Raw genomic sequence first — 15,933 nt, forward strand, 5'->3', positions numbered from 1 at the left:
TTATTTTGAGTGCAAATATAACGCAACACTATAGCATAGTGTTGCGTAAAACATCTTTTTTAACAAGTTTTTCTTTGTAATAAGATCTTGTAATGAGTTATTTGTCAAGTAATGAATATATTATAATATCCAAGAAACGACCATCATAAAATTCAGCTTCTTTTAAATGAGCTTCTTTAACAAAACCACATTTTTGCAACACTTTTTCAGAAGCAAGATTCTTAGGATCAATGACAGCCTCGATAGAATGTAGCTTTAAATCATCAAAACCAAATCTAATTAGTCTGTTAACTGCTTCAGGAATAATTCCCTTCCCATGAAATTCCGGAGCTAACATATAACCGATTTCGGCACGATGATTTTCAGGTTGTAATCTGTAGTAGCCAATTATTCCAAGTAATTTGGGGCTGTCTTTTAAGGTGATTCCCCAATTTATGCCAAGATTTGTTACAATTTTGTCTTCCATCATGGCAATGTGTTCCAGTGCATCTTCGGTATCTTTAACCAAAGGTCTTGGAATAAATTTCATTGTTTCCGGGTTAGAACGCAGTTCAAAAACTTCGTTCACGTCATCATTGGTGATTCTTCTTAAAAGTAAACGTTCCGTCTCTACGATTGGGAACGGAGTAAAATTAAATTCTAACATAGCGTTTTGTTATAATAGTTGAATACTAAATTTCGATTGGAATGTTTGATGAGCATCTAAAACAAGAATCCCTTCTTTTTTGAATAGATCTCCTGAGTTTTCGGCGGTGTCAGAGTAACCGAACCAGGGTTCAATGCAAATAAACGGAGCCTGTTCTTTGGTCCAGATGCCTAAGCTTGGGAAATCTTCGAAAGTAATTTTTACATAAGGTTTAGAATTTTCAAGAATGGTAAGAGATTTAGATTGCAGGGTTTTGAAAACCAAAGCGTCATTTTCGAACAGTTTGTAGTCTAGCGGGACCAAATTAGCTGTGGTTTCCAATGTTTTGGTTTTGTTTGAAATCAAATCATTTTCAAGAAGATTGTATTTTAAAACCTCGTCTTTTTCGAATTCAAGAGAATAGATGTTAAAATCATTTGGTAAGGCAATAGCGGGATGCGCACCTATGGAGAAAGGAATCCTTAGGTCTCCGGGATTAATTACTTTGTAAGACAGAACTAGCTCTTTTTCTTTTAGCGTATAAATAAGTTGCAATTCAAAAGCAAAAGGAAATTTTTGTAACGTTTCTGCATTGGAACGTAATGAAAAAGTTGCACTGTTTTCTGTGCGATCCACCAATTGAAATTCCATATCACGGGCAAAACCGTGTCTTGGTAAGTGATATTCTTTGCCATCAATGGTGTAGGTGTTGTTTTTTAAAGTGCCTACAATGGGGAAAAGAACCGGAGAATGTTTCCCCCAAAATGAAGGATTACCTTCCCAGATATATTCTTTGTTTTGATTATCTTTTATGGAGAATAATTCAGCTCCTGCGTGTTTTATGGAAGCTGTTAAGTTTGAATTTGAAATTGTTGTAGTCAAAATCTGTCAAGTGTAATAAGTTAGTTTTAATAATCCATCCGGAGTAATTACTTTTTAAAACATCGAAACATAGTTTTCGAAGAAAAACATTCCACTTATTCAAAATTCTTATAGTTAAAATAGGTGACAGAAATGTGTTTCTTTTTTTTAAGTAAAATCTAAGTTTCTGTGTATTAAGTGTGATTTTTACAAATTATATCCAACGGCTTGTAATAGTATGTAAATATATTTTATAAATTTTGTTTTTTCGGATTAATGGCAGAAATTATTTTTTTTGATAAATTTTGGTTAAAAAAGAATTATAGCTTTATTTTTTCTCTTAAGATAGCTTTTTTTTTCATTAATTTGCTATATAAACAGCTAAAAAATATGAAAAAGCATTCCTCGAAAGCCTTGTTAACCGCGGCTTTATTTGTTGGGATTTCTTCTGTTTGGGCACAGCAAACGCCGCCTGCAACAGCAGCAAATCCAGTTAATAATTATAATTACCATGATGCGTTTGCACCGCATTTTTACACAAAAAATGGTACGCCGACACGCTCTGCAAGCGGTCAGCCAGGAGTTGAGTACTGGCAGAACAGGGCGGATTATCAGATAACCGTAAAATTAAATGGAGCAACAAATGAGCTTGTTGGTACAGACGAAATTACGTATACGAATAATAGTCCGGATAAGTTGTCATTTCTTTGGTTGAACTTAGATCAGAATTTATTCAACGAAAGTTCAAGAGGAAATGCAGTAGTGCCTTTAACAGGAAGCCGTAATGGTGCTCAAGGGCAGATTTTTGATGGTGGAAATAAAATTAAATCAGTAAAAATTATTTCCGGAGGAAAGACTAAAACTGAAACTGTTGCAAAATATATTGTTACAGATACCAGAATGCAAATTTTCCTTCCGCAGGAATTAGCTTCAAAAGGAGGTTCTGTAAAGATTAAAATTGAATTTTCATTCATTGCTCCTTTTGAAGGATCAGACAGAATGGGAGTTTTAGAAACTAAACACGGTAAAATTTTTACTATTGCACAATGGTACCCGCGTATGTGTGTGTATGATGATGTAAGAGGTTGGAATACTGCTCCATATTTAGGGGCTTCAGAGTTTTATTTGGAGTACGGTAATTTTGACGTAAAAATTACAGCTCCTGCCAATCATTATGTAGTGGGTTCAGGTGAGTTGTTAAATGGGGCTGAAGTATTACCTGCAGCGCAATTTAAACGCTATAAAGAAGCTTCTCAGAGTGATAAAACAGTTATAATTCGTTCTGCTGAAGAAGTTGCGGCAACTGCTAACGCTAATGCAACAGGGGAAAAAACATGGCATTATCAAATTAAAAATTCTCGTGATTTTTCATGGGCATCTTCACCGGCTTTTATCTTAGACGGAGCAAAAATAAACTTACCTAGTGGTAAAAAATCATTGGCACTATCTGCTTATCCGGTAGAAAGTAATGGCAATGACGCTTGGGGACGTTCTACAGAATATGTAAAAGCATCGATTGAAAATTATTCTAAGAGATGGTTTGAATATCCTTATCCGGCAGCAACAAATGTGGCAGGAAATGAGGGCGGAATGGAATATCCGGGAATTGTTTTCTGTGGATGGAAATCTAAAGGAGATGATTTATGGGGAGTTACAGATCACGAATTCGGTCATATTTGGTTTCCTATGATTGTAGGATCTAATGAGCGTTTATTTGCCTGGATGGATGAAGGTTTTAATACTTTTATTAACTCAGTTAGTTCATTTGATTTTAATAAAGGAGAATACAAACAGAAACCAACTGACATGCACGAAGGTGCTGAAAGCTTAACAGGAAAGGATCTGGAACCTATTATGAGTTCACCTGATAATATGAAGGAAGCTAATATTGGGACACTATGTTACTTTAAACCTGGAGCTGGTTTAACAATTTTGAGAGAACAAGTTTTAGGAGAAGAGCGTTTTGACAAAGCATTGCGTACTTATGTAGAGCGTTGGGCTTACAAACACCCAACACCGGATGATTTCTTCAGAACAATTGAAAATGTTGCCGGAGAAGACTTAAGTTGGTTCTGGAGAAGCTGGTTCGTAAACAACTGGCGTTTTGACCAAGGTATCAACAGCATTAAATATGTGAAAAATGATCCTGCAAAAGGGGTGATTATTACGGTAGAGAACTTTGATAAAATGCCTATGCCGATTGTTTTAGATGTGAAAGGAAAAAGCGGAAAAGTAACACGAGTGAAATTACCGGTAGAAATCTGGCAACGTAATAACGATTGGTCATTCAAACACAATTCTACTGAAGAAATTGAAAGCATTACATTAGATCCTGATCATGTTTTTCCAGATTATAACACAAGTAATAATGTTTGGACAGCAGGAAAAGGGACCGTAGAAAAAGATGTTATTTTAGATGGTTATTTAGGTACTTACATCACTAAAAATGCTCCATTAGCAATTGATTTTACAGAGAAAAATGGTACTTTGGGTGTAGAAATCACAGGTTATCCTAAGTTTACGGTTAAAGCTGTAGCGGAAGAAAAAGATACTTTCGAATCAAAAATGGCGGGATTAAAATTCAAATTTAATGAAGCCAAAACAGGATTTGATATGATTGTTTTAGGAAATGGACAAGTAATTCCGTTTACCAGAAAATAGAAAAGAATATAATAAAATGCTTAAAACCCGATAGTTGTAAAATGCTATCGGGTTTTTTTGTGCTCAAAAATAACAATGGATTAAAAAAATGTTAGAATTTTATTTTTTTGTTTTGTAAATAAAAAAATAGTGTACTTTTGCATCGATGAATAAAATAAGTTTAAATACAACTTCTTTGTCACGGACAAACTCTGCTAGTACTTCTCCCGAAGTACGGACACTATCTGTATAGTATCCACTGAGTTTTTCGTAGCGTATTTATTTCTATTCATTTTTCATTTTGAAATCACATAAGTTGTCCATTGGACAAACCTATCCTAAAAGCACCTATTGTTTAAAATTGCCTCATAATCAACTTTTTGATTTAGAAGGGGTTATCTTTATTTTGCTTACTTTTATTGGATTGATTTCTGGATTTCAAACTAAACAATACGTTTTAATTTTTAACTCTAACTTCAATTATTGAAATGAAGATCTCTATTGTTGTAACTAAGGAAGAACATTTTAAGTATGCGCAGGAAATTTGCGATACGATAGAATCATCGGCCCTGTTAAGAGGTACAGGGATTGCTAAAAGAACCCCTGAGTACATTCAGAAAAAAATGTCAAATGGAGATGCTATGATTGCTCTGGCAGATGGAAAGTTCGCAGGTTTTTGTTATATAGAAAGCTGGCAACACGGGAAATTTGTAGCTCATTCCGGTTTAATTGTACATCCCGACTACAGAAGTTTAGGGTTAGCCAAAAAGATAAAATCGAAGGTTTTTGATTACTCTCTGGAAAGATATCCGGAGGCCAAAATATTTGGTATTACTACAGGGTTGGCAGTAATGAAAATCAATTCAGACTTAGGTTATAAACCGGTTCCTTTCTCAGAACTTACAACAGATCCAAGTTTTTGGGCCGGTTGTAAAACCTGTACCAATTACGAAATCCTGCAAAGTAAAGAAAACAAAATGTGTCTTTGTACCGGTATGTTGTACGATCCAAAAGAGAAACAAAAAACTCCGGCAAAACACCCTTTTAACGAAAAAGTTCTTAATAGACTGAGAACCATTAAACAAGCCTTATTTTTAAAAAAGTAACATTATGAAAAAAGTTGTATTAGCTTATAGCGGAGGATTAGATACCTCGTATTGTTTGAAATATTTAAAAAACGAAAAAGGATACGAAGTTCATACTGTGCTTGTAGATACAGGAGGATTTGATGCAGAAGAATTGTCAGCTATTGAAAAAAGAGCCTACGAATTAGGAAGTGCGCAACACGCCAACCTAACCATTGTAGATAAATATTATGATAAAGCCATAAAATATTTGATTTTCGGAAATGTATTAAAAAACAATACTTATCCGTTATCAGTGAGTGCAGAGCGTGTTTTTCAGGCAATTGAAGCCATAAAATATGCTAAAAAAGTAGGAGCAAGCGCCATCGCACATGGAAGTACAGGTGCAGGAAATGATCAGATTCGTTTTGATTTGATTTTTCAGACCATTGCTCCTGAAATTGAGATTATTACTCCGATTAGAGATTTAAAACTTTCTAGACAAGAAGAGGTAGATTATCTGTCTAAAAATGGAGTGCATTATTCCTGGGAAAAAGCGCAATACTCTATTAATAAAGGACTTTGGGGAACAAGTGTTGGAGGAAAAGAAACCCTAACCTCAAGTCAGCCATTACCGGGTGAAGCGTATCCTTCTCAATTGCAAAAAGAAGGAGAAGAGAAAGTGACCTTGCATTTCGAACAAGGCGAATTAGTTGCAGTTAATGGTAAAACAGACAAACCATCAAATAATATCGTTACCCTCGAAAAACTGGCAAATGCTTATGCGATTGGAAGAGACATTCACGTAGGGGATACCATTATCGGAATTAAAGGAAGAGTTGGTTTTGAAGCTGCTGCACCGCTAATTATCATTAAAGCACATCATTTATTAGAGAAACATACGCTCGGAAAATGGCAACAATATTGGAAAGAGCAACTAGGAAACTGGTATGGCATGTTGTTTCACGAAGGTCAATTTCTTGATCCGGTAATGAGAAACATCGAAACTTTTTTACAAGACACTCAAAAAACAGTAAATGGAGTAGTAACCGTTTCTCTAAAGCCCTATCATTTTTCTCTTGACGGAATTGAGTCTCAAAATGATTTAATGAACACCGGATTTGGTCAGTATGGAGAAATGAACAACGCCTGGACGTCTGATGATGCAAAGGGATTCATTAAGATTTTAGGAAACGCTCAAAACATATTTTCATCTGTAAACCATTTAGATCATGATTAATGTTGGAATAATTGGCGGTTCAGGCTACACGGCCGGGGAACTTATCAGAATAGCAATGTATCACCCCAATGTAAACCTGGATTTTGTTTACAGCACAACCAATGTGGGCAAACCACTTTCAGTGGCACACCACGATTTGATGGGTGATATTGAAATGAATTTTACCGACAAAATTAATCCTGATGTAAACGTTGTTTTTTTATGTCTTGGACACGGGAAATCTATTTCGTTTCTGAAAGAAAACAAGTTTGCTGGTCACACTAAAATTATTGATTTAGGTAATGATTTCAGATTGACGAAAGATGCTGATTTTGAAGGAAAACAATTCGTATACGGATTGCCTGAGTTGAATAAAACCGAGATTAAAAAAGCAAATCATATTGCAAATCCGGGTTGTTTTGCAACAGCGATTCAATTGGCTTTGTTGCCTTTAGCGAAGAATAAGTTGTTGAAAGGCGACGTTCATATTAATGCCACAACAGGAAGCACAGGTGCCGGAGTTGGTTTAGCAGATACTTCTCATTTTAGCTGGAGAAACAATAATATGTCACATTATAAAGCTTTTGAACATCAGCATTTGGGAGAAATCAATCAGAGTGTCACACAATTACAGCCTGATTTTTCAGATGAATTGATTTTTGTTCCAAACAGAGGTGATTTTACAAGAGGAATTTTTGCTACATTATATACCACATCAGATGAAAGTGTAGAAGATTTGGTTTCTAAGTATCAGGATTTCTATAAAAAAGAGCCTTTTGTAACGGTTACAACAACCAATATTAATATGAAGCAGGTCGTACAAACCAATAAATGTATTATTAGCATATTAAAAAAAGGAAACCGGGTTTTGATTACATCAATTATTGACAATTTAACCAAAGGTGCTTCAGGTCAAGCGATCCAGAACATGAATTTGATGTTCGGATTAGAAGAAACCACAGGTTTACATATGAAACCAAGCGGATTTTAGAAAAAAAAATGTTTCAGGTTTCAAGTTTCAGATTGCGTGCAGAACGTAAAACATGAAACCTGAAACCTGAAACCTTAAACAAAAAAGAAATGAACTTATTTAACGTTTACCCTTTATATAATATTACCCCTGTAAAAGCTATAGATTGTACAATTACAGATGAAAACGGAATCGAATATTTAGATTTATACAGTGGTCATGGTGTGATTTCTATCGGACACACTCAACCTGATTATGTCGCCAAACTGAAAAATCAATTGGATCATTTGGGGTTTTACTCCAATGCTATTCAGAATCCTTTGCAAGTTGAATTAGCTCAAAAGCTGGGAAAACTTTCCGGATTGGAAGATTATGAATTGTTTTTATGCAGCTCCGGAGCTGAGGCCAATGAGAATGCTTTAAAATTAGCTTCTTTCCATAACGGAAAATCAAGAGTGGTTGCTTTTGATAATTCATTCCACGGAAGGACTTCTGCCGCTGTTGCCGTTACAGACAATAAAAAGATTGTAGCGCCAATAAATGCCCAGCAGGAAGTGACTTTTCTTCCTTTAAATCAAATTGATTTAGTAGAAGCAGAACTTCAAAAGGGAGATGTTTCCAGCGTAATTATCGAGGGGATTCAGGGAGTTGGCGGTTTGGATGAAGGAACAACCGAGTTTTTTAAAGCTTTAGAAGAGACCTGTAAAAAACACGATGTCGTTTTAATTTTAGATGAAGTACAATCGGGATACGGAAGAAGCGGAAAGTTTTTCGCCTTTCAACATCATGGAATTAACGCTGATATTATTTCAGTAGCAAAAGGAATGGGGAACGGTTTTCCGGTAGGAGCGATTTTAATTTCGCCAAAGTTTGAAGCAAGTTTTGGTCTATTGGGAACTACTTTTGGAGGAAGTCATTTGTCTTGTGCAGCCGGAATTGCAGTTCTGGATGTTATTGAAAAATTGGATTTGCAGAAAAATGTAAACGAAGTTTCGGCCTATTTTTCAGAACAAATCAAACAAGTTCCGGGGATCAAGCAAGTAAAAGGAAAAGGATTAATGCTCGGAGTTGAGTTTGATTTTGAAGTGGCAGCATTAAGAAAGAAATTGATTATCGAGAAACATATTTTTACCGGAAGCGCAAACAATAAGAATTTGTTGAGAATTTTGCCTCCGTTAACGGTAAAAAAAGCAGATATCGATACCTTTATAGTAGCTTTAAAAGAAAGTCTAGAAGAACTTAAAAATTAATATTTTAATTTATTTTTCTTACCACACCTGACAGGTTTTTAAAACCTGTCAGGTGTAAAATATAAAACCAACCAAAAACCAACCAACTGTAAATCATGAATCACCAACTCTCAATCGAAAAGCGGAATTTGGTTTTACTGTCGATGGCAAAGCTTGTCGAGCAGGAAAGAAACCAGATTATTTTAACCAATCAGGCTGATTTAATGGCTTACGATGGCTCTGATCTTGCCATGGAGGAACGTCTGAAAGTTGATGATAAAAAGATTGATGAGATGATTTTATCGTTAAATCAATTGGCCGCGCAGGATGATCCGGTTGGAGTAGAACGATTTCATTTTGTACATGATAACGGAATCAAAGTGATCAATAAAACAGCAGCTTTTGGTACAATATTGATCATTTACGAATCGCGTCCTGATGTAACTATTGAAGCAGGTGGAATTGCTTTTAAATCCGGGAATAAAATTTTATTAAAAGGAGGAAAAGAAGCATTACGGTCTAATTTGAAAATTGTGAGTTTATGGCACGAGGCTTTACAAGAAAATAAAGTTTCAAAAGATTGGGTGGAATATTTGAATTTTAATAGAGCTGAAACACAGGCTTTTTTAGAAAAACCAACACAAAAAGTAGATTTAATTGTGCCTCGTGGCGGTGAAAAGTTAATTGAGTTTGTAAAAGCGCATGCGACCTGCCCGGTAATCGTAAGTGGACGTGGTAACAACTTCGTTTATGTGCACAAAGAAGCCGATACCGATATGGCGCTGAAAGTAATCAGAAATGCTAAAACGTCTAAAATTTCGGCTTGTAATGCACTGGATAAGGTCTTAATAGATGTGCGATTACCAAATTTTGAAGGATTTGTTGCTTTGTTAATCGAGGATTTGGTAGAAGCTAATGTTGAAGTCATAGTAGACAAGACATTAGATACGTTTAAAAATACAAGTCTTTTGAACGATGAAAATATTTGGTATGAAGAGTTTTTAGATTATAAAATTGTAATCGGAACCATAGATTCAGAAGACCATGCAATTGAAAAAATAAATAAATATTGCGGTGGACATTCCGCTTCAATTATTACCAGAAACGATGTTGTTGCACAAGAATTTATGGAGAATGTAGATGCAGCGGCCGTATATCAAAATGCATCAACCCGTTTTACAGACGGTGGACAGCTTGGTCTGGGTGGAGAATTAGCCATAAGCACTGATAAACTGCACCAAAGAGGACCAATTGGCTTACAGCATCTTGTAACCAATAAATGGTATATTTATGGGGAAGGACAGATTAGATGATTGTTGATTTTAGATTTTAGATTTTAGATTGTAAAATGTAGATTGTAAAATGTAAAATGTCGAATGTAAAATGTCGAATGTAAATTATAGTTTTTTACTTGGAATTTGGAATTTAAAAAATTGGAATTTTAATATAAAGTAGCTTTGCGAACCTTGCGATTGTAAAGGTCAAGTATATAAAAAAACTTTGCGCCCCTTGCGGTTAAACAGATCATGACGAAAAAAAGAATTTTATTGAAAATAGGCAGTAATACGCTGACAAAAGAAACCAATCATATTTCGAGAGGAAAAATAGAAGATATCGGAATGCAGATTGCAGCTTTAAACAAAGAGTACGAATTTGTAATCGTAAGTTCCGGAGCTATCGCAGCTGCAAAACAATTTGTAAAACTCGAAAGTAAAGGCAAAGAAATTATGGTCAAACAAGCTTTGGCTTCGATTGGACAACCCCATTTAATGCGGATTTTTCATGAGAATTTTAGCGATTTGGGCTTATTGACCTCACAATGTTTGCTTTCGTATTCTGATTTTGAAAAAGAACAATCCAAAGTAAATATTGTAAATACGATAAACGTTTTAGTCGAGAACAATTATATTCCGATTATCAATGAGAATGATACTGTTGCGACAGATGAAATTCAGTTTGGAGATAATGATAAACTGGCAGCATTGACAGCAGTACTCCTAAATGTTGATATTCTGATTATTGCAACCAATACAAGCGGAATTTATACAAAGGATTCTATTCATAATGAGATACCGGAAACAATAAGATTGGTAGAAGATTTAAAGCTTTTGGAAAAAGAAATAGGAGAGTCTAAATCCTCACATGGAACAGGCGGGATGCAGTCCAAAATTGAAGCAGCGGGAATTGCAAAGGCGGCTAATATTGAGACTTGGATTATTAACGGATTAGAGGATAATTTTATTTTAAAGGCGTTGAAAGAGCAGATTCCGTTTACAAAGATCACGTAGAATGGGACGCGGATTGTACGGATTCGCTATCGCGAAGACGCGGATAAAAACGGATTATTTTGGTTTATTATTTTTAAAGTCTAAAAAATGTAGTATATTTCATTCATTTTTATTTTTGAATATGGAACTGCTACACCACGCTTTAACGGAATGTATTATTAAAACTTTTTATGAGGTTTATAATGAATTGGGTTATGGTTTTTTAGAGAAAGTATATCAAAATTCTTTGTATGTTGAATTAAGAAGTAAAGGCTTGAAAGTGGAAGCTCAAAAGAGAATTAATGTGTATTACAAGGGAATTGTTGTGGGAGAATATTATGCTGATTTAATAGTGGAAGATTTAATAATACTAGAATTAAAAGCCTCCGATTGTATAGTGAAAGATTTTGAAAATCAAATTCTGAACTATTTGCGGGGTACTGATTGTGAAGTGGGTTTACTTTTGAATTTCGGAAAGAAACCTGAATTCCGACGGAAAATTTTTGAAAACTACAGAAAAATAAGAACAGTATAAAAAATTAAGTTGAGCGAATTTTACGTTGATAAAAAGTATGGATAAAGAAGAATAAAAAATCCGCGTTTATCCGCGTCTTCGCGAGAGCGAATCAGTTTAATCCGCGTTAAAAAACTACGCACAACAAAAAAAGAAAAGCAAATGAACTATATTTCAATTCAAGACATCAACTCGTTATCTAAATGGGTAAAAAGCGCCTTAAAAATTAAAAAAAGCCCACTTAAAAATCAAAGTTTAGGGAAAAATAAAACCTTAGGAATGTTATTTTTTAATCCAAGTTTAAGAACGCGTTTGAGTACCCAAAAAGCAGCTTTAAATTTAGGAATGAATGTAATGGTGATGAATTTTACCAACGAAGGCTGGACGCTGGAGTTTGAAGATGGTGCAATAATGAATTCTGGAGCTTCAGAGCATATCAAAGAAGCAGCCGAGGTAGTCTCTCAATATTGTGATATTATTGCGATTCGTGCTTTCGCGGGCTTAGAGAATAAAGAAAAAGATTATGCCGAAACTGTTATTTCAGGCTTTCTGAAACATGCAACGGTGCCGATCGTGAATATGGAAAGTGCTGTTCGCCATCCATTGCAGTCTTTGGCAGACGCCATTACGATGGAAGAATACAAAACAGAACATAGACCAAAAGTGGTACTTTCCTGGGCACCACATCCCAAAGCTTTACCACAGGCTGTTGCCAATTCATTTGTAGAAATGATGCAAATGCAAAAAGAAATGGATTTTGTAATAACGCATCCTGAAGGTTATGAGCTAAGTCCCGAAATTACAAAAGACTGCAAAATAGAGTACGACCAAAATAAGGCTTTCGAAAACGCTGATTTTGTTTACGTAAAAAACTGGAGTAACTTCAACGACTACGGAAAAGTAACCAACATTGATCCGAATTGGACGGTTACAGCCGAGAAAATGGCGTTAACCAACGATGGAAAATTCATGCATTGTCTTCCCGTGCGTCGTAATGTGATTGTGAGCGATGAAGTGATCGATAGTGAAAATTCGATTGTAATTCAGCAGGCAAATAACAGAACGTATGCGGCGCAGTTGGTATTGCAAAAGATATTGAAGAAATTGTAATCTTAAAGTTGCTAAGGTTCTAAGTGTCTAAGATACTAAGAGCTTAGCAACTCAGAATCTTAGTCCCCCAGTAACTAAAAATGAAAAAAGTAACAATAATAAAAATTGGTGGAAACATCATCGATAGTCCAACTGAATTAGAACAATTTTTAACTGATTTTTCTAAAATAGAAGGATACAAAGTATTAGTTCACGGTGGAGGAAAATCAGCTACGAAAATGGCACAAAGCATTGGTTTAGTGCCCCAAATGATTGAAGGGCGTCGCATCACTGATGCTCCAATGCTCGATGTGGTAGTGATGATTTATGCCGGACAGATTAACAAACATATTGTAGCGCAACTGCAGGCAAAAAACAATAACGCAATGGGGTTTTCAGGTGCTGACGGAAATTTAATTCAATCGGCAAAACGAAATCATCCCACAATTGATTATGGTTATGTAGGTGATGTAAAAGAGATTAATACGACATTGTTGGGAACATTACTGGAAAACGGAATTGTACCGGTTTTTTGCGCCATCACACACGATAAAAATGGACAATTATTAAATACAAATGCCGATACAATTGCAAGTGAATTAGCTATTACTTTAGCCGGATTTTTTGATGTGACGCTTACTTACTGCTTTGAAAAACAAGGGGTTTTGTCAGATTCTGAAGATGATGCGTCTGTAATTACAGAAATAAATGAAGTCTTATATTCAAAACTTAAAGCAGAAAAAATAATTCATTCCGGAATGATACCTAAATTGGATAATTGCTTTAATAGCTTATCGAGAGGTGTTCAGCAAATAAAAATCGGGCATCACAGTATGTTGCAGAATCCGGATGTTCAACACACAACCATTATATTGTAAAGAAAAAGTTGCTAAGTTTACAGAGAACTAAGATTTTTGCATCTTAGAAACTCAGAATCTTAGTATTTCAGCACCTAAATAAAAATGAAAAATATAAAAACGCTTACCCAGGAAGCAATTGTTTTATTGAAAAGCCTGATTGAAACACCTTCTTTTTCAAGTGAAGAAGATCAGACTGCTCTTTTAATCGAAAATTGGTTCAATCAAAATGAAATTCCTTTTAAAAGAGAAAACAACAATGTTTGGGCTTTTAATCAATATTTTGATAAAAATAAACCAACACTGTTGTTAAACTCCCATCACGATACTGTAAAACCAAATCAGGCTTATACCAACGATCCGTTTAAAGCAATTGAAAAAGACGGAAAATTATTCGGACTGGGAAGCAATGATGCCGGAGGTTGTCTGGTGTCCTTGCTCGCGACTTTTGTGCATTTTTATGCTGCTGAAAATTTATCACATAATATTGTAATCGTTGCTTCTGCAGAAGAAGAGAGTAGTGGTAAAAATGGTTTGAACAGTGTTTTAAAACATTTACCGGAGTTGGATTGCGCGATTGTTGGTGAACCGACTTTAATGCAGTTGGCAGTTGCCGAAAAAGGGTTATTAGTTCTCGATGTTAAGGTAAAAGGAACTGCGAGCCACGCTGCACATCAGAATGATGATAATGCGTTGTATAAATCAATTCCGGTAATGGAATGGTTTAAAAACTATAAATTTGATAAAATATCAGAGGTTTTAGGTCCTGTAAAAATGACTGTAACCCAGATCAATGCAGGAAAACAGCATAATGTCGTACCATCAGAATGTGATTTGGTTGTCGATATTCGGGTTACCGATTGTTATTCGAATACCGAAATTCTTGAGGTAGTTAAAGCAAATATAAATGCCGAAGTTGCACCAAGATCAATGCATTTAAACGCTTCGTCTATTCCTGTTACACATGGTTTAGTTCAGGCAGGAATCGCTTTGGGAAGAACAACCTATGGTTCACCAACGCTTTCAGATCAATCGGTTTTAAGTTGTCAGTCTTTAAAACTTGGACCTGGTGAAACGCTGCGATCGCATTCAGCAGATGAATTTATTTTCATCAATGAAATCGAAGAAGGAGTTGATTTGTATATTAAAATACTAACTGATTTTTTTAAACTGTAATAAGTACTATCCTGAACGACAGGATTAGGAAACTATTTTTATTAAGCTTACGTATAAAAATACGAAGTAGATTTCAGTTACTCGAAAAATTTGAGGAACTGTATCAAATAATAAATAAAAAAACAAAAAACTAAGTTATGAAACTTTGGGAAAAAGGAATACCAACCGACAAGCAAATCGAACACTTTACGGTTGGGAACGATAGAGATTTGGATTTAGTTCTCGCCAAATACGATGCATTGGGATCTATTGCGCATGCTAAAATGCTTGGGCAAATTGGCTTGTTGACTTTGGAAGAAACAGATTCTCTAGTGAATGCCTTAAATGAAATCATCGCAGATATTGCAAAAGGAAACTTTGTAATCGAAGACAGTTTTGAGGATGTTCATTCTAAAATTGAATACCTGTTAACAGTAAAATTAGGCGATGCCGGAAAAAAAATCCATACTGCACGTTCCCGTAACGATCAGGTTCTGGTTGATGTTCATTTATATTTAAAAGACGAAGTTAAAGCGTTAAAAGAACAGGTTAAAACACTTTTTGATTTGTTGATGGAATCCGCAGAGAAATATCAAAATGTGTTATTGCCCGGATACACCCATTTGCAAATCGCAATGCCTTCTTCTTTTGGGATGTGGTTTTCTGCTTATGCAGAAAGTTTGATAGATGATATCACTATGTTGAATGCTGCCGGAAAAATTGTAGATCAAAATCCGTTAGGTTCTGCAGCAGGTTACGGAAGCTCATTTCCAATCAACAGGACGTTTACCACACAGGAGTTAGGTTTTGAAACTTTAAAATTCAATGCGGTTGCGGCGCAAATGAGTCGTGGTAAGGCAGAGAAAACGGTAGCTTTTGCAATGAGCAGTGTGGCTGCTACTTTGTCTAAATTTGCTATGGATGTTTGTTTGTATATGAGTCAGAACTTCGATTTTATTGGTTTGCCATCGCATCTTACAACAGGTTCGAGCATTATGCCACATAAGAAAAACCCCGATGTATTTGAATTGATCAGAGGGAAATGCAACAAAATTCAAGCCTTGCCTTACGAAATTACTTTGATAACCAATAATCTTCCAAGTGGTTACCACAGAGATTTGCAGTTGCTAAAAGAAGGTTTGTTTCCTGCAATCCAAAACTTGAAGGCCTGTTTGGATATTGCAATTTTTTCTATCAAAGACATCACCGTAAAAGACCATATTTTAGAAGATAAAAAATACGATTATTTGTTTACAGTGGATACTTTAAACGAAATGGTTGTAGCGGGAATGCCATTCAGAGATGCCTATAAAGCTGTTGCAGAGCAATTGGAGGCAGGTACCTATAAATCTCCAAAAGAGACAAAACACACGCACGAAGGAAGTATTAATAATTTGTGCTTGGAGGCTATAAAAGAGAAGATGAACGCTACTTATTAATGTT

14 protein-coding genes are annotated in these 15,933 nt (G+C 35.3%); 12 read left to right on the forward strand and 2 right to left on the reverse strand.

Features of this window, described 5'->3' with window-relative positions:
- Positions 1-97: 97 nt before the first annotated feature.
- Entirely contained in the window at positions 98-646 is a 549-nt protein-coding gene (locus G3A47_RS18965; RefSeq protein ID WP_166925242.1) for a GNAT family N-acetyltransferase, read from the reverse strand.
- A gap of 9 nt (positions 647-655) precedes the next feature.
- A complete protein-coding gene (locus G3A47_RS18970; protein ID WP_166925244.1) occupies positions 656-1,507 on the reverse strand; it encodes an aldose 1-epimerase family protein in 852 nt (283 codons plus the stop codon).
- 369 nt (positions 1,508-1,876) lie between these two features.
- Here G3A47_RS18970 and G3A47_RS18975 point away from each other — a divergent pair, with 369 nt between their 5' ends.
- The 12 genes from G3A47_RS18975 to argH all read left to right on the forward strand — a co-directional run bounded on the left by G3A47_RS18975 (position 1,877) and on the right by argH (position 15,929).
- A complete protein-coding gene (locus tag G3A47_RS18975; RefSeq protein ID WP_166925246.1) occupies positions 1,877-4,147 on the forward strand; it encodes a M1 family metallopeptidase in 2,271 nt (756 codons plus the stop codon).
- A 467-nt stretch (positions 4,148-4,614) separates the two neighbouring features.
- The gene (locus G3A47_RS18980; RefSeq protein WP_166925248.1) at positions 4,615-5,232 is read left to right on the forward strand and encodes a GNAT family N-acetyltransferase; all 618 of its coding nucleotides are present in this window, start codon (positions 4,615-4,617) and stop codon (positions 5,230-5,232) included.
- A gap of 4 nt (positions 5,233-5,236) precedes the next feature.
- Positions 5,237-6,430, forward strand: coding sequence for an argininosuccinate synthase (locus G3A47_RS18985; RefSeq protein ID WP_166925250.1), 1,194 nt, complete (start codon positions 5,237-5,239; stop codon positions 6,428-6,430).
- Entirely contained in the window at positions 6,423-7,400 is a 978-nt protein-coding gene (argC, locus tag G3A47_RS18990) for an N-acetyl-gamma-glutamyl-phosphate reductase (protein WP_166925252.1), read from the forward strand. The genes G3A47_RS18985 and argC overlap by 8 nt, the downstream gene beginning before the upstream one ends.
- 89 nt (positions 7,401-7,489) lie before the next feature.
- Positions 7,490-8,629, forward strand: coding sequence for an aspartate aminotransferase family protein (locus tag G3A47_RS18995; RefSeq protein WP_166925254.1), 1,140 nt, complete (start codon positions 7,490-7,492; stop codon positions 8,627-8,629).
- Between the two features lie 95 nt (positions 8,630-8,724).
- A complete protein-coding gene (locus G3A47_RS19000) occupies positions 8,725-9,921 on the forward strand; it encodes a glutamate-5-semialdehyde dehydrogenase (protein ID WP_166925256.1) in 1,197 nt (398 codons plus the stop codon).
- Positions 9,922-10,134: 213 nt separating this feature from the next.
- A complete protein-coding gene (proB, locus tag G3A47_RS19005) occupies positions 10,135-10,896 on the forward strand; it encodes a glutamate 5-kinase (RefSeq protein ID WP_166925258.1) in 762 nt (253 codons plus the stop codon).
- Positions 10,897-11,017: 121 nt separating this feature from the next.
- Positions 11,018-11,410 carry a GxxExxY protein gene (locus G3A47_RS19010; protein WP_166925260.1) on the forward strand — a complete coding sequence of 131 codons (393 nt, stop codon included), beginning with the start codon at positions 11,018-11,020 and terminating at the stop codon, positions 11,408-11,410.
- A 141-nt stretch (positions 11,411-11,551) separates the two neighbouring features.
- Positions 11,552-12,499 (forward strand): N-acetylornithine carbamoyltransferase, encoded by a 948-nt coding sequence (locus G3A47_RS19015; protein ID WP_166925262.1) that lies wholly within the window; start codon positions 11,552-11,554, stop codon positions 12,497-12,499.
- Between the two features lie 80 nt (positions 12,500-12,579).
- On the forward strand, positions 12,580-13,356 hold the full coding sequence (argB, locus tag G3A47_RS19020; RefSeq protein ID WP_166925263.1) for an acetylglutamate kinase: 777 nt from the start codon (positions 12,580-12,582) through the stop codon (positions 13,354-13,356).
- A gap of 84 nt (positions 13,357-13,440) precedes the next feature.
- On the forward strand, positions 13,441-14,511 hold the full coding sequence (locus tag G3A47_RS19025) for a M20 family metallo-hydrolase (RefSeq protein ID WP_166925265.1): 1,071 nt from the start codon (positions 13,441-13,443) through the stop codon (positions 14,509-14,511).
- A 137-nt stretch (positions 14,512-14,648) separates the two neighbouring features.
- Positions 14,649-15,929 carry an argininosuccinate lyase gene (argH, locus tag G3A47_RS19030; RefSeq protein WP_166925267.1) on the forward strand — a complete coding sequence of 427 codons (1,281 nt, stop codon included), beginning with the start codon at positions 14,649-14,651 and terminating at the stop codon, positions 15,927-15,929.
- Positions 15,930-15,933 lie beyond the last annotated feature (4 nt).

Origin of the sequence: Flavobacterium poyangense (assembly GCF_011751075.1) — a bacterium.
Lineage (GTDB): Bacteria > Bacteroidota > Bacteroidia > Flavobacteriales > Flavobacteriaceae > Flavobacterium > Flavobacterium poyangense.

Coding starts and splice junctions, on each gene's coding strand:
- argH (WP_166925267.1), top strand. CDS start 14,649: ATGAAACTTTGGGAAAAAGGAATACCAACCGACAAGCAAATCGAACAC.
- G3A47_RS19010 (WP_166925260.1), top strand. CDS start 11,018: ATGGAACTGCTACACCACGCTTTAACGGAATGTATTATTAAAACTTTT.
- proB (WP_166925258.1), top strand. CDS start 10,135: ATGACGAAAAAAAGAATTTTATTGAAAATAGGCAGTAATACGCTGACA.
- G3A47_RS18975 (WP_166925246.1), top strand. CDS start 1,877: ATGAAAAAGCATTCCTCGAAAGCCTTGTTAACCGCGGCTTTATTTGTT.
- G3A47_RS18995 (WP_166925254.1), top strand. CDS start 7,490: ATGAACTTATTTAACGTTTACCCTTTATATAATATTACCCCTGTAAAA.
- argB (WP_166925263.1), top strand. CDS start 12,580: ATGAAAAAAGTAACAATAATAAAAATTGGTGGAAACATCATCGATAGT.
- G3A47_RS18965 (WP_166925242.1), bottom strand. CDS start 646: ATGTTAGAATTTAATTTTACTCCGTTCCCAATCGTAGAGACGGAACGT.
- argC (WP_166925252.1), top strand. CDS start 6,423: ATGATTAATGTTGGAATAATTGGCGGTTCAGGCTACACGGCCGGGGAA.
- G3A47_RS19000 (WP_166925256.1), top strand. CDS start 8,725: ATGAATCACCAACTCTCAATCGAAAAGCGGAATTTGGTTTTACTGTCG.
- G3A47_RS19015 (WP_166925262.1), top strand. CDS start 11,552: ATGAACTATATTTCAATTCAAGACATCAACTCGTTATCTAAATGGGTA.
- G3A47_RS18985 (WP_166925250.1), top strand. CDS start 5,237: ATGAAAAAAGTTGTATTAGCTTATAGCGGAGGATTAGATACCTCGTAT.
- G3A47_RS19025 (WP_166925265.1), top strand. CDS start 13,441: ATGAAAAATATAAAAACGCTTACCCAGGAAGCAATTGTTTTATTGAAA.
- G3A47_RS18980 (WP_166925248.1), top strand. CDS start 4,615: ATGAAGATCTCTATTGTTGTAACTAAGGAAGAACATTTTAAGTATGCG.